Source organism: Citreimonas salinaria (assembly GCF_900107235.1).
Classification (GTDB): domain Bacteria; phylum Pseudomonadota; class Alphaproteobacteria; order Rhodobacterales; family Rhodobacteraceae; genus Citreimonas; species Citreimonas salinaria.
Genome location: NZ_FNPF01000015.1, coordinates 53,168 through 66,012, shown reverse-complemented (window position 1 = coordinate 66,012; position 12,845 = coordinate 53,168). Strand labels below are relative to the sequence as shown.

The 12,845-nt window shown below is 62.1% G+C and carries 13 protein-coding genes; 5 read left to right on the top strand and 8 right to left on the bottom strand.

Going from position 1 to position 12,845, the window contains the following annotated elements:
- Window positions 1-79 precede the first annotated feature (79 nt).
- On the bottom strand, window positions 80-349 hold the full coding sequence (locus tag BLW27_RS15960) for a pseudouridine-5'-phosphate glycosidase (protein ID WP_425429302.1): 270 nt from the start codon (window positions 347-349) through the stop codon (window positions 80-82).
- A gap of 808 nt (window positions 350-1,157) precedes the next feature.
- Between BLW27_RS15960 and BLW27_RS15955 the strand changes: the two genes are divergently transcribed.
- Window positions 1,158-2,174 (top strand): extracellular solute-binding protein, encoded by a 1,017-nt coding sequence (locus tag BLW27_RS15955; RefSeq protein WP_089884756.1) that lies wholly within the window; start codon window positions 1,158-1,160, stop codon window positions 2,172-2,174.
- 354 nt (window positions 2,175-2,528) lie between these two features.
- Here the strand turns inward: BLW27_RS15955 and BLW27_RS15950 are convergent, their stop codons facing one another.
- From BLW27_RS15950 to BLW27_RS15940, 3 genes are all read right to left on the bottom strand, one after another.
- On the bottom strand, window positions 2,529-2,969 hold the full coding sequence (locus BLW27_RS15950; RefSeq protein ID WP_089884754.1) for a type II toxin-antitoxin system VapC family toxin: 441 nt from the start codon (window positions 2,967-2,969) through the stop codon (window positions 2,529-2,531).
- A complete protein-coding gene (locus tag BLW27_RS15945; RefSeq protein ID WP_089884752.1) occupies window positions 2,966-3,205 on the bottom strand; it encodes a FitA-like ribbon-helix-helix domain-containing protein in 240 nt (79 codons plus the stop codon). The genes BLW27_RS15950 and BLW27_RS15945 overlap by 4 nt, the downstream gene beginning before the upstream one ends.
- A 209-nt stretch (window positions 3,206-3,414) precedes the next feature.
- Entirely contained in the window at window positions 3,415-3,690 is a 276-nt protein-coding gene (locus tag BLW27_RS15940) for a GlsB/YeaQ/YmgE family stress response membrane protein (RefSeq protein WP_089884749.1), read from the bottom strand.
- 383 nt (window positions 3,691-4,073) lie between these two features.
- Between BLW27_RS15940 and BLW27_RS15935 the strand changes: the two genes are divergently transcribed.
- Window positions 4,074-4,259: a hypothetical protein gene (locus BLW27_RS15935; RefSeq protein WP_245710906.1), complete on the top strand. Its 186-nt coding sequence runs from the start codon at window positions 4,074-4,076 to the stop codon at window positions 4,257-4,259.
- 40 nt (window positions 4,260-4,299) lie between these two features.
- Here the strand turns inward: BLW27_RS15935 and BLW27_RS15930 are convergent, their stop codons facing one another.
- The 4 genes from BLW27_RS15930 to BLW27_RS15910 all read right to left on the bottom strand — a co-directional run bounded on the left by BLW27_RS15930 (window position 4,300) and on the right by BLW27_RS15910 (window position 8,807).
- On the bottom strand, window positions 4,300-5,256 hold the full coding sequence (locus BLW27_RS15930) for an IS5 family transposase (protein ID WP_089884745.1): 957 nt from the start codon (window positions 5,254-5,256) through the stop codon (window positions 4,300-4,302).
- Window positions 5,257-5,706: 450 nt separating this feature from the next.
- Window positions 5,707-6,102, bottom strand: coding sequence for a hypothetical protein (locus BLW27_RS20845; protein ID WP_143042305.1), 396 nt, complete (start codon window positions 6,100-6,102; stop codon window positions 5,707-5,709).
- Between the two features lie 625 nt (window positions 6,103-6,727).
- Window positions 6,728-7,090: a YlmC/YmxH family sporulation protein gene (locus BLW27_RS20840; RefSeq protein WP_143042304.1), complete on the bottom strand. Its 363-nt coding sequence runs from the start codon at window positions 7,088-7,090 to the stop codon at window positions 6,728-6,730.
- A gap of 1,534 nt (window positions 7,091-8,624) precedes the next feature.
- Window positions 8,625-8,807 carry a YdcH family protein gene (locus BLW27_RS15910; protein ID WP_089884736.1) on the bottom strand — a complete coding sequence of 61 codons (183 nt, stop codon included), beginning with the start codon at window positions 8,805-8,807 and terminating at the stop codon, window positions 8,625-8,627.
- 218 nt (window positions 8,808-9,025) lie between these two features.
- Between BLW27_RS15910 and BLW27_RS15905 the strand changes: the two genes are divergently transcribed.
- The 3 genes from BLW27_RS15905 (at window position 9,026) to BLW27_RS15895 (ending at window position 12,845) form a co-directional block, all read left to right on the top strand.
- A complete protein-coding gene (locus BLW27_RS15905) occupies window positions 9,026-9,523 on the top strand; it encodes an SH3 domain-containing protein (protein ID WP_089884734.1) in 498 nt (165 codons plus the stop codon).
- Between the two features lie 134 nt (window positions 9,524-9,657).
- Window positions 9,658-10,287 carry a rhomboid family intramembrane serine protease gene (locus tag BLW27_RS15900; protein ID WP_089884732.1) on the top strand — a complete coding sequence of 210 codons (630 nt, stop codon included), beginning with the start codon at window positions 9,658-9,660 and terminating at the stop codon, window positions 10,285-10,287.
- Window positions 10,288-10,427: 140 nt separating this feature from the next.
- Window positions 10,428-12,845, top strand: coding sequence for a transglycosylase domain-containing protein (locus tag BLW27_RS15895; RefSeq protein ID WP_143042303.1), 2,418 nt, complete (start codon window positions 10,428-10,430; stop codon window positions 12,843-12,845).

Genomic DNA, 12,845 nt, shown 5'->3' with positions numbered 1-12,845 from the left:
CGTTACGCAATCGCGCAGCGCCGGGCAATGGTCTGCAGCCGGACGACCGATGGGCCCGACGGATGGCTCGGGGCGCCGCCTACAGACTGCTCAACGCGCGGGCGATCTGCGCCGCGAGGCGGGCATTGTTCAGCACCAGCGCCACGTTCGCCTCGAGCGAGCGGCCCTCGGTCTTCTCGTAGATGCGCTGCAGCAGGTAGGGCGCGAGGTCCTTGCCGGTGATGCCGTACGATGCCGTGTTCGACCGCGTCGTCGTTGGCTGCCGCCATAATCGACGCCAGCGTCTCGCGCGCGAACTCGGCCTCGGCCGGTATCGAGTTGGCGACCAGCTGCCCGCCGAGCAGGCCAAGTCGCCTGCGCATCAAGCAGTCTCTGCCGGAGCCGCGAAGGCGCATGACCGAAGCGCGTACAGGCGAGGACGTTATGCTGTCACCCGCCGACTTAGAACGGAAGCCGAACCTGGAACATGCAGGCATCTAAGAAAACTGGAGCTACCCGTGGACGGCTAAACACGCCGTGCAGCGGCATAGGAAGGTCGGAAAACCGGCCTAACGACGCTGCGCCATGGAAACGCCAGTTTGGCTTGATCCTCGCCAGACGGGCATCTTTGCATCCCGCCACTTTTCAATCTTGATGCGCTCCTGAAACTCAGGTGAGCGTAACTGCTTCCCATCACATGTCCTCCGTGCACGTTTCTGGTTTCATACAGGATTTGGACTTCGAATGTGAACCTACCTTCACATTCAGCATGTCCTCGATCAGGCGACGTTCACGCAGATCCAGTTCCGTGTGGGCCATCTTCCTTCTCCTTGCTTTCCAGCAAGATAGGGGATTTGTCGCAACCCGGTTTAGAATGTGCCCACGTACAATTTGTTTAGCCGATAATCCATGTTATGGTAACTGTAGGGCAAATGGTCATGCCAGCTGCACTTGTCGCGCCATGCGGCCGCTTTGTCGGCGGATCGTGCCGGGCCGACAACCTCGTTCCGCTCGTCCGGCTTGGCCTTGGCGGTCGCCGCGATGCCAGCCGTGATGGCCGCGCGGCTCGGTGCGCAGACGCCAACCTGACAGAATGACTCGGAAAATCAGTTGACCTGCTCCGGCGCTCTGGTATCTGACCAAACAAGTCAACTATCAACCAGACGGGAGCAACCTCCATGCGTTTCAGTACCGTATCGATCTTCGCGTTGGCCGTGGCAGCCACAGCCGCGCCGGCCTTCGCGCAGGGCGAGCTTAACCTGTATTCCTCGCGCCACTACGACACGGACGAACGGCTCTACTCGGACTTCGAGGACCAGACCGGCATCACGATCAACCGCATCGAGGGCAACGCCGACGAGCTGATCGCGCGCATGGAAGCCGAGGGCGCGAACTCGCCCGCGGACGTGCTGCTGACCGTGGACACCTCGCGCCTGCAGCGTGCGAAGGATGCGGGCGTCCTGCAGGCGGTCGAGTCGGACGTGCTGGAACAGCGCATCCCCGGCCAGTACCAGGACGCGGACAACCAGTGGTTCGGCTTCTCGCTGCGCGGACGGATCATCTTCTACGCGAAGGACCGCGTCGAGAATCCGCCGCAGACCTACATGGAGCTCGCCGATCCGGCCTATGACGACAGCATCTGCATCCGGTCCTCGACCAACACGTACAACCAGACGCTGCTGGCCTCGATCATCGAGAACGAGGGCGAGGAAGCCGCCCGCGAATGGGCGAACGGCATCGTCGAGAACATGGCGCGCGATCCGCAGGGCGGCGACACCGACCAGCTTCGCGGCCTCGTGTCCGGCGAGTGCGACATCGCCGTGTCGAACACCTACTACTTCGCCCGCGCGATGGCCGAGCAGGTGGACGGCGTGAGCGAGAAGATCGACAGCATCGGCTGGGTCTTCCCGAACCAGGACAGCAACGGCGCGCACGTGAACCTGTCGGGCGGCGGTCTGGCGGTCAACGCGCCGAACCGCGAGAACGCCGTGAAGTTCCTGGAGTACCTGGCCAGCGACAGCGCGCAGCAGTACTTCGCCGCGGGCAACAACGAGTACCCGGCCGTCGAGGGCGTCGAGACCACCGAGGCCGTCGACAAGCTGGGCGAGTTCAAGGCCGACGACGTCGACCTGTCGGCCGTGGCCGAGCACCTGGGCCAGGCACAGGAAATCTTCAACGAGGCAGGCTGGGAGTAAACTCTCAGGCAGGCGAGACAGGCGGCGCGGTCCCTTCGGGGGCCGCGCCTTTTTCGTGACCGGCGGTGATTTACCTCGGTGGAACTTGCCCCGGAACACATCCCGAAGATGGAAGGGTCCATCTGCACCGCCGCTCCTGCGAAAGCGGTGGGTCTGCGTCTCAGGCGACAAGCTAAACTCCCTGTAGTGCAGCCAGTCCCTCATCTCCGTCGGCACGTCGTCGAGGGCGACGCCGTACAGGAAAACGAGCGTCTCCAGGCGGACGCTGAAGGCGAAAAGTCCTGCTGATTTCCTCATGAGACCCGGTGCGCGTTGGTCAGCTTTACGGACCTTCCGGTCATTTAGCTGCCCCGCCTATCGGCGTCTCGGCCCGCCGAGGGCCCACGGATCAAGAACGTCTACACCGAGTGCCACAAAGGGCGTCCGGTCGCGTGTGGCGACCATCGCCTCCGGCCGGGAGAGCGCGATCGCCGCAATCTGACCGTCAGCCATCGAGATCGCGTAGCCGCGCTTGCGCGCCGCTGCGATCCGTTCGCCGTAAACCCACGCCGCCGCCTCATCGAACGGCAGCAGGCGACCCGCGAAGTCTTCCTCGAGGATTCCAGCCACGGCCTTCGCCAGACCGTCGCGCCGCTTGCCTTCGGGCATCGACTGGACTCCGAAGACCAGCTCCGCCGCCGTAATGGTGCTGAGGTAGAGGTTCGTGGGATCTTGCGCGTCGAGCCAGTCCATCACGGCATCGTCGGGCGCTTTCTTCTGCGTCTCAGAAATCACGTTCGTGTCGAGGATAATCAATCAAAGAGCCCCGGTTGGCTCATCGTCTGGTCTCTTTCCACGGACAAGTCGTCGCCCAGATAGCGGCCGTAGCGTTCTCGGATGCGATGGCCGAACCCTCCGTCGCTCGATGCGATGGCCGATTGCATGAGGATCGAGCGCACTTCAGCTTCCAGGCTCCGCTTGTTCGACTTGGCTTGAGCGCGGAGGCGATCGTGAACCTCATCCGGCAGGTTCCTTACTGTCATGTTCGCCATGATGACCTTCGATGTGATGGCAGATTTGCAATAATGATGGCATCGGAGCGAGGTGCTTTCAAGTCTGGCGAAGTGATAGCATTTCGGCCTGATCTACGACAGGCATCCGCGCCTTGGCAGGCACGTTTGCCGGTGCGCCTTGACTTGCACACGGGTTGGTGACCTTCCCTACCTCTGCAGAGGGCCATTGTGGGGCTGGCAGAGTGGCTTCACTTTCGCCCCAGCAATGCTCGGACCAGTGCAAGTACGACAAGCGCGCCAACAGCTGACACGAGGGCCAGAAGAAGCAGCCCGCCAGCAGCGAGAATCCCGATGCCGAGCGCAGCCAGCAAGAAGGGCGTCGCGACCGCTGCCACCACGCCCACCACCATGTAGAGAGCCATGTTCCGGCCGGCGATCTTTCCCGCGAGGTAGCCGGCGCCCAATCCGATCGCGGTCAGGAGAATAAGGGCGACCGCTCCGATTGCATCAAGCAGGGCTTCCATGTCCTCGTCTCCCTTGCCGTTGTTCTGCTCGCACCGAAATGTTCTCGACCGCAGCCTGCTTTTCCGGGGGAATAGCTATAGCCACAGTACGACGTGTTGCAGGCTGCGAGAACTCCAATCGACGTAGCGCTCCCCAGTTCCTGCCAGGTTCGGCGATCATACGCGCTGCACAGCAGTGACACGCAGACTGAGCATTCAGATATTGCTCACGCGTGGACTACGCGATTACCGCATCGCAGCGCCACCATCGCGTCCCTCCCTGCCCTTCGCAGCCATGTAGACTCAAGGGTCGCTGAACAAGCCAGCGTGCGCTCAGCAGGGGCGCCCCCCGGCTGGGACCCGCCGTAGCCAATGGAGTATTCATGCCGGCTCAATGGACAAACATGCAGATCATGAAGTGCCAGTCAGACGAGGGCACCACGACCGCCGTGACTAAGCAAGCGGACGGAAAACATCTCCGCTACATCCTTGGCAACGGGCGCTGCGTAAATTGCAACCCTGACGGCACCTTTAAGGAACGTCTGAATTACAGCTTCGGCTTCGCCGAGAGCCTGTCGGTCGGGCTGTGAAAGCGTCGGGCGCAGCCCATGCGCGCTGGATTGATCCGCCTCATGCCATCAGCTTCCGTCGCACGAGGAACAGGTTGCCGAGGGCGAACAGTGTGAAGAGCTGCGCGCGGTTCTTGGCCAGCCCCCGGTAGCGGGTCTTCAGATAACCGAACTGGCGCTTGAGCACGCGGAACGGATGCTCGACCCGGGCGCGCACCATGGCAATGATCCGGTTGATATCCGCGTCGATGGGGTCGAGTGCGCCGCCCTTGGGCGCCTTCCGCATGACGCCCCAGAACTTGTCGTGGCCTGAGAACGCGGCCTCGCGGGCGGCACTGACATAGCCCTTGTCCGCCCACACCGATGTCTCCCGCCCATGCAGGAGTTCATCCCAGACCTGGCTGTCGTGCACCTTCGCCGTCGTGGTCTCGAGGCTGTGGACGATGCCGCTATCGGCGTCGACGCCGACGTGTGCTTTCATCCCGAAGAACCAGTCGTTGCCCTTCTTCGTCGATGACATCTCGGGGTCGCGCGCCTTGGCTTCGTTCTTGGTCGAGGATGGCGCGTCGATGATTGTCGCATCTACGAGCGTGCCTGAGCGCAGGGTGATGCCCTGATCGGCCAGATGCTTGTTCACTTCGACGAACAACCGCTCCGTCAGCGCATGCTTCTCCAGCAGGTGTCGGAAGTTCAGGATCGTCGTCTCATCGGGGATGCGGTCATCGCCGAGCTCGATGCCCGCGAACCGGCGCATGGCCTCGCTGTCGTAGAGCATTTCCTCGGCCATGGGATCGCTCAGCGCATACCATTGCTGAAGGAAATACACCCGCAGCATCGTCTCCAAGGGCATCGGCGGACGCCCTCCGCGCGCACCACGCTTCGGGTAATGCGGTTCGATCAGGGCCAGCAACCGCGTCCACGGCACCACCTCTTCCATCTCGGCCAGGAACTTCTCGCGACGCGTCTGCTTCTTCTTCATCGCGTAGCGGAGGCCGGGAAAGACTGGCTGCTTGGGCATCGGCGGGCATCCTTCTTCGTCCCGCTCAGTCTATCCCAACCCGCTTAGCGCGCGAGGTTTTTCAGACTCTCCTTAAAATCCCGAAACATCCGCGGTACTGCGTACAGGGCTGGCTGAGCGAATTGCTCGGTGGAAACGCACGTGCGGGAATGTCATCAGGGCTTGCGGTCATTCTCTCAGATCACCCCGCTGGTGGTCTATTTGAACCGGGATCGTTATTCACAGATTCTGTGGGTAATCCTGTGCGTCTTTCGCCTACGAGATCACTAAACGATTGTGGCGCCTATTAAGTTCCCGAAAGCTCGCAAGAAATGCACTTTCGACGTAACATATTGATTTCGTAAAGGTTATACGCAGCGACTACTACGGGGTGATACTGTTGCCGAATTCCGAACCTCGGCCATTGTCAAGTGTGCAGCGACTTTTGGCTGCGGCTCGACGCTCGTTGTGTCAGGCGCAGCACAGCTTCTGATTCCGCGCCTTGCGCCCCTCCGCCTGCGGCAGCACATAACGCGGATGAATGGGTTTCGATGGATGGCCGTCTCGGCCGCTGCCCTGTTGGCGCTTCTTTTTGGGATCGGGGCATTTCTGCCCGGCGAGATCCTCGGCGAGCTTGTCTCGGTTGCGGGGCGGCGCCTGCACGCGGTGGGCTTCGGTCTGGTCAGCTTCCTGATCGTCGTCGCATTCCCAGCCCGCTGGCGCCTTTTTAGCGCAGTGGCGCTGGCTGCGGGGGGATTGGTGGAACTCCTTCAGCCCTTGGTCGGTCGAGGAGCACAGTGGACCGACTTCACCGCCAACGCCGTTGGCTTGGTTGTGGGAGTTTCTGCGGCACTCTTGGTTAGGCAAGCGCTAAAGAGCAGGTGACGCGATCGCGGAGGCAAGGGCCCGCCAGCCTCACCCTTTCCGGAACGGAACCACGTATCTCCACGCATGAAGACAGCCGCCCCTTCGCTTTCCAAGGCCTGTATGGCTGCGTCCCGGGCGTCTATGTCTGACGCGAACTGCTCGTCGAGGTAGGACTCCAAGGCGTGTCGAGGCGAAGGGACGATCTGACCTGCGGCAAGCCCTCATTGATGGCTTCCGCCTCGAAGGCAAATATCTCCGGACCGTCATCTTCACCTTGGGCGGTCGCACCCGCCGACAGCAGCAGGACGCAGATCAAGACCGAGCCGATGATCGCGCTGCACCGAGGGCGAGCGCTCTTCTTTCGTTCGTTCTGAATAAGATAACTGTTGGCACCGGCTCGCCAGCCAGCACTCGCTCGGGCACGGCACCACACAAGCGGTGATGCTTGGGACGCGTTAAGAAGGCCTCCCGCCAAGATGGCAAAGACCAGAAAGACGGCTGACAGGAGAAGGACTGTGTCGATCATGCGGCCTTTGGTCCTGCATTACCGGCACGATCCACCACTCGCTCTCTGAACCAGGGCGCAGACGGGCGGTTCCGCTTTCGGAACAAGCACCAGATGCATTTAATCGAAAACAGCCGCGGCGGACCGAATGAGCTGCAGAATCTCGTAGCTCTCCGGGTCCAGCACGACGAGCGTGCCGTCGATCGTAGCGTAGCGGCGGCCGTCGGACAGCGGAGGCAGGTCATAGCGTGCAAAGTCGTCGATCCAGTCGACATTGTCGGGATCGACGCGCTCGCCAACCTGATGAAGCGTCAGCCACTGCTCTGTCGTCACTCCCTTTTTTGCCTGCCCCGGCGGCACGCATGGCGGGTTCTTCTTTGCGAGTCCCGGTGGACAGCCGGCCGGCTGAGCATCGGCGGAGAGCCCTGGAGCAAAGATCAGAGCCGCAAGCGTCATCGCCGTCAAATTGGCCAAGTATGTCATGTGGGCAACTCCATTTCGAATGTTGGCCTGGCGCCGCGGCTTTGCCGGGACGGGACGACCTTTCGGAGCAACTACCGGCCCCAGTGCCAGTTCCGTCTCGACGCTCGGGCGACACTTCAGCCGTCCGGGACGTTGGTCGCAGCAAATCAGAGTCGAGTGCGCTTCATGCGACATCGCAGCTTTGTCCGCACGCCGGGCACGAATTCGTTGCCAAAGCGTTTTTTCCCGAAAGCGGTCGTTTCTGACCGTCCTCCCCTGCCCTCCGGATTTCAATAGGTTGACCAGGATCAAAACCCCCTTCCAAAACCAACGATGTTTTTGGAGGATTTATGTCAATGATCCTGGGGTATGCGCGCGTCTCGACCAAGGACCAGAACCTCGATGGCCAGCGGGACGCCCATACGCGCGCCGGAGCGGAAGGAATTTCCGCAGGCAAGATCAGAGTCCACATCGCCGAAATGCGCCAGCAAATAGAGGGCGCGCTGCGCGCTTCCACGGCATATCCATGGCGATGCCATTCAGGTTGTGGTACTGTTCGGACCGAGGCGCGGCAAGCACGTGGCATGAGGCGCTTCGTTTCTACTGATAGCCACGGGTATTTTCCGGGTTGTCATCTTCCCTAAGGGCGCGGGGACGCGGCCTCCAAAACTTCCGCGCCCCCGCGCCTCGTCCAAGCCGCCTCCCGGCTTGATGCTCACCAAGCACATTTCAAGAGTAGGGGCGCCGCGCATTTGAAGATTCCCCGAAGGGACTGGGGTCCTGCATGCGGCCTCCGTCTCTGATCGTTGCGGTAGTGTGGCGTGCCGGGTCAGCGAGCGGTCATGCCGGTTGCAAATGAATGGAGCGTGGATATCTACAGTTCAGCCGGCGCTCGCACGAACGCGCGTCGGTCAGCCCCCGGCGCGTTGGTTGTCCCCGCTACCGGGGGCGCCCCCACAAAGTCGATTGACTGACCCACTGGGCGTTCAGACGTTGCGCCACGCAAGCCCTCGCATACTTGAGCGCTTCCTGAATGCCCGTCAGCCAGCCGACGCACCCCATGAACAAGTCGGCCAGCCCTCGGCGGGTTCATGGTCACTCATCATTCGCCGAAAGCTTCCTCGCACAGCTGATCAGCGTTTCAAAAAGCCGTCAGCGGTTCGTCCATTGCAAATGGTCGGAGCGCTGAGATCCTCTGAACCAGCCTCGTGGCTTTCCTCGGTCAACCGGGCTCCCAGCTTCGCCACGTATCGCAGCGTCACAGCGCGCGCGAACAACTGGCGCACACGGAAAGGAGGGTGGGTCGCCATGGTGAAGTTCGAGGACATCTGGCGCGAGCAATGCGACGCCGCAATCACGATCCGCGCCCGATAAGGGGAACAGGCCGCCCTGGATTATCTCATCGGCGGGAACGTGACCCGTTCCACCAACCCTGCCAAGACTTCAACCTTGGCGTCCGGAAACATCAACGACCCGAAAGCCTGCGACAGATCGTGGACCTTCGACGTCTGGACGGGCTGCGCGTTCCGGCCGCATCCGGCGTTTGGGGTTGCGGTCAGTCTGCTGAGGCCTCGTCCTGCTCCAGGCGGACCATTTCCTCCTTCACGACCAGCTTCTGTTTCTTCAGGTCGGCGATGTGCAGCTCGTCTGCGCCCGGATGCTTCTGTAGCCGTTCAATCTCGGCGTCGATACTGGCGTGGCGGGTGCGCAGAGAAGCGAGACGTGCGTCGTCGGTCATGAGCTTTCCTCCTTGGTGACACACTGATGGTAAGAACGATGCGGTATGAAACAAGGCAACCGAGGTTTATGCCTTTGGCGAAGCGTCAGCTCTCAGGCCGTGGGGCAAGAGGTGAATGCCTTCGACTCCTTTGGAATTTGCCGATAGGATCTTTGCGGCCCAGGAGGGGCGCGCTGGGTTCAAGTGCGCGGGAGCGGGGCCTCGGCGGGGAAAGATTGATGAAGAGCGTGATCGTCGCGATGCTGGCCTTGATCATGTCGGTGTCCGCTGGATGGGCTGACAAGGTCACCCGGGGACCGGTAACGGATTTGCCGCTGCCGCGCTTTGTGTCGGTCAGGGCGGCGAAGGCGAACGTACGCCGAGGACCATCCCTGACCCACCGGATCGATTGGGTCTACCAGCGCAAGGGCCTGCCCGTCCTCATCACGGCGGAGCACGGCCACTGGCGCCGTGTCGTGGACCGCGACGGCCTGGGTGGCTGGGTGCACTACGTACTCCTGTCAGGCAAACGCACAGCGCAGGTAGAGAGCGAGGCCGCTTCTATGCGGGTGCAGCCTGACGCTGACGCTCGCAAGGTTGCCATTCTGGAGCAGGGCGTGGTGGCGCAGATCGACGAATGTACCCGTGTTTGGTGCTGGCTTGAAAAGAATGGATACGAGGGCTGGGTGGCCAAGGACCGCCTTTGGGGCGTCAGGCCCGGAGAAATCGTCGAATAACTACGCGGGGGTCGCAGAACCGAAGAGGCTGCCAGAGCATCTGAGCGTGACGTGAAGGTCCGGGGACTGCCGGACAGCACCCACAAGGCTGAGGTGATGTTGGCGGCCCAAACGCCAAGGAGTGCGGACGCACCATGAGCACCGAATGGTCCCGGCAGCCAACTCCGATCCGGACGTTCGTGATGGTCTGCGTCGTGCTCGAACTCATCGCGTTCGTGGCGCAAATGGTAGGCTTCGGCACTCAGGTCCGGAACGTGATGATTGCCTTTGGCGGCTTTTGGCCGGGTGCATTGCGCGGCGGCCTGGAACTCTATCCGGGCCAGGCCATCCTCATGTTCGCGACAAGCGTGGTCCTGCATGGCGGACTGCTGCACCTGTTCATGAACATGGTCGGACTGATGTGGCTCGGCCCGATGGTCTACGCGCGTGTCCGGCAGAGTACTTTCTTGCTGATCATTGGGCTCAGCGCGCTCGGCTCGGGCTTTGCATATGCCGGACTGAGCCAGAGCGGTGCGCCGATGGTCGGCGCATCGGGTGTGCTGTTCGGGCTCGTGGGAGTCTTGGGATTCTGGGAGCTCCGCGACCGACTTGTCGCGCGGAGTGGCGTCGACTTGTTACTCAAGCAGGCCCTGGCCCTGCTTGCCCTGAACGTGGTCTTTTCGTTTCTGGCAGGCGGCGTCGTGGCGTGGCAGGCACATCTCGGAGGCGTACTCGCCGGATCCATGTGTGGCGCTGTGACCTGGCGGCGCAGACGGGTCCGTTGACGCGCAGATCGATCCTGCCTGCAGCGCCGAGCAGGACAAAGCGCTGGACCTTGGAAACGCAGGGCCCGGTCACGACATTCGGTCTCAAGGATGATAGGCAGACCGCGGAGTATAGATTGCCGACGAAATCGGAGAAACCTGTGACGATCAAGGCCCGCCTCCTCCGGACAGGCGCAGTGAGCGTGCTCGCTCTCCTGCTTGCTGCGCCACAGGCGCACTCGCAGACCGGCCTGCACGTCCTGACCCGGCTGGCGGTGGGTGCGATGGCCTCCGTGTCGACGACGCCGTACGGGGTGGACATTTCCGATGGAAACCTGCGCGAGCAGGCACTGGAAGTGTCCCGCGGTATAAATGCCCGGATCGAGACACCTGAAGGTGTTGCTTACCGGATCGGCGGATCCGATGCGGTCATGGTGGATCTCGATCGACTGCCGGCAGACTTCCTCAATGCGCTGATCGCGACTGAGGACAAGAGATTTCTCGACCACACCGGCGTCGACCCCCTCGGGACCGGACGCGCGATCCTGGACTGGGTCAACGGGTCGATGCGCGGAGGGTCCGGGCTGACCCAACAGCTCATCAAGAACCAGATCGTTGGTTCGAACCTGACCATCGACAGGAAGGTCGCAGAAGCTGTTCTCGCGACGCGGCTGGAGGCAGCGAGTGAAAAGTCGGAGGTTCTTTCGGCCTATCTCGACAGTGCCTGGTTTGGCCGTGGATGGGGCGCCGGATCGGCGGCGCAGACATGGTTCGGCAAGCCATGGAGCGAGTTGACGCTGTCCGAGAACGCCTTTCTGGCCGGCATTCTGAGGGGGCCTGCCCTTTACGACCCGAGAAACCACCCGGAGAGGGCTCACGAGAGACGAGACCACGTCTTGCGGTCCATGCTGCGCGAAGGCTTCATCGACGAGGACCGGTTCTTGTTGGCACGCGATGAGCGGCTGTCCGTGACGACACCGGAATGGTCGTCCGCAACGACCGGCTGGGTCAACACGGCCGTCGCCGACACGCTCCGCGGCTCGCCTTTGGCGGCCATTGCCAAGCCCAGGATGGACGGCGACCTTCCGTTGATCGAGACGACGATTTACCAGGAATGGCAAAACATCGCCCAGGAAGCGCTGGGGGACGCCATCACCAGGATCGGCTCTCCTGTTCCCTTCGGCCGTCTCGACGAGGAGGAAATGGAAAGCCTCACATCTTCCGCCGTCAGGCAGAAGCTCGAGAAGAGCGTGCCGTCACATGGCGCATTGAGAGCCGCTGTCGTTCTCGAACGGGCCGGGAACACGGTGACAGTCGCGGTTCCGGAGGCCGAATTCAGCCTGGATTACGAAGTCCATGTCGCTGGGTCCAATGGACTTCAACGTGGAGACATCATCGGTCTCGACAGGAAGATGCAGCCGGCCTTCAAACGGTCCCTGGAAGGGGCTGTCGTCGTCATGGACGTCCGCACGGGAGCCTTGCTGGCCAGCGTGGGTGGTCTGAACCCGCTGGTTTCCGGTTTCGATCGAACGACGGCGATGCGGCAGCCCGGATCGGCGATCAAGCCGTTCGTGTATCTGGCGGCCCTTGAGTATGGCCTGTCCAGCAGGGATGTCATTTCCGACACTCCGGTGACCTTTGACGGAGGCTACCGTCCTTCGAACTATGGCGGCGAGCGTTACGGCAACCTTCCACTCTACTCCGCATTGGCTGTCAGCTCGAACATCGTCGCGGTGAAACTCGCCAACGAGGTCGGCATATCGAACGTGGGCGCCGTGGCCGAGGCGCTCGGCGTGTACGACGGAAACTTTCGGCCTTACCTGCCTTCTGCACTGGGGGCGTCTGAAACCACGCTCGCCAAGCTTGCCGCGGGCTATGCGGGGATCGTCAACGGCGGGATCAGGATTGAACCACATGCAGTGGCCCGGGTCACGCGAGGGCACGAGCAGGCAACCTATCCTCTGCCATCGGGCGAACGGCACTTCCGGTATCGGAGCCTGGAAGACTTGCAGTCCATGATGCGCTCGGTCGTTCTTCGGGGAACGGCAGCGCGGGCGTTCACCGATCATCCCGTTTCGATCATCGGAAAGACGGGCACGAGCCAGGACTACCGTGACGCTTTGTTCGTCGGGGTCACACCGGACATCGTGGTGGGCGTCTGGCTCGGGAAGGACGACAACTTGTCCATGGGTAACGTTCTGGGGGGATCCCATGCTGCTCCGATTGCCGCCGAGATCCTGCGCACCCTTCACGGCCGGGGCCTGGTCGACGAGAACGGTGTACGGCCGGGCGCGTATGCTACGACAGCGTGGCCGCCGGAGACGATCTCCGCATCAACCTGGGCAGCGGATTCTGGACCGCAATGGATCGAACCGGCGGGGCCCGGAGCACATTGGATCAAGCCGGGCTCAGACACGTCATCTCCTGCCAGGCTGCGTGCGCTTGGAAGCCGGCCCACACAGGTGATTACCACCACGCTGCCTCGTCAGACTCCACGGTCATCGACGGGACCGGGATCATCGGAGGGCAGAAGTTACTTCGACTCCGTCAATCGAAACGCCGACCTGCTGGGAAACTGA

Bases quoted from the DNA above. Each gene is read 5' to 3' on its own strand.
- BLW27_RS15900 (WP_089884732.1), top strand. From the start codon at position 9,658: ATGAGCACCGAATGGTCCCGGCAGCCAACTCCGATCCGGACGTTCGTG.
- BLW27_RS15905 (WP_089884734.1), top strand. From the start codon at position 9,026: ATGAAGAGCGTGATCGTCGCGATGCTGGCCTTGATCATGTCGGTGTCC.
- BLW27_RS15940 (WP_089884749.1), bottom strand. From the start codon at position 3,690: ATGGAAGCCCTGCTTGATGCAATCGGAGCGGTCGCCCTTATTCTCCTG.
- BLW27_RS15955 (WP_089884756.1), top strand. From the start codon at position 1,158: ATGCGTTTCAGTACCGTATCGATCTTCGCGTTGGCCGTGGCAGCCACA.
- BLW27_RS15935 (WP_245710906.1), top strand. From the start codon at position 4,074: ATGCAGATCATGAAGTGCCAGTCAGACGAGGGCACCACGACCGCCGTG.
- BLW27_RS20840 (WP_143042304.1), bottom strand. From the start codon at position 7,090: ATGACATACTTGGCCAATTTGACGGCGATGACGCTTGCGGCTCTGATC.
- BLW27_RS15945 (WP_089884752.1), bottom strand. From the start codon at position 3,205: ATGGCGAACATGACAGTAAGGAACCTGCCGGATGAGGTTCACGATCGC.
- BLW27_RS15930 (WP_089884745.1), bottom strand. From the start codon at position 5,256: ATGCCCAAGCAGCCAGTCTTTCCCGGCCTCCGCTACGCGATGAAGAAG.
- BLW27_RS15910 (WP_089884736.1), bottom strand. From the start codon at position 8,807: ATGACCGACGACGCACGTCTCGCTTCTCTGCGCACCCGCCACGCCAGT.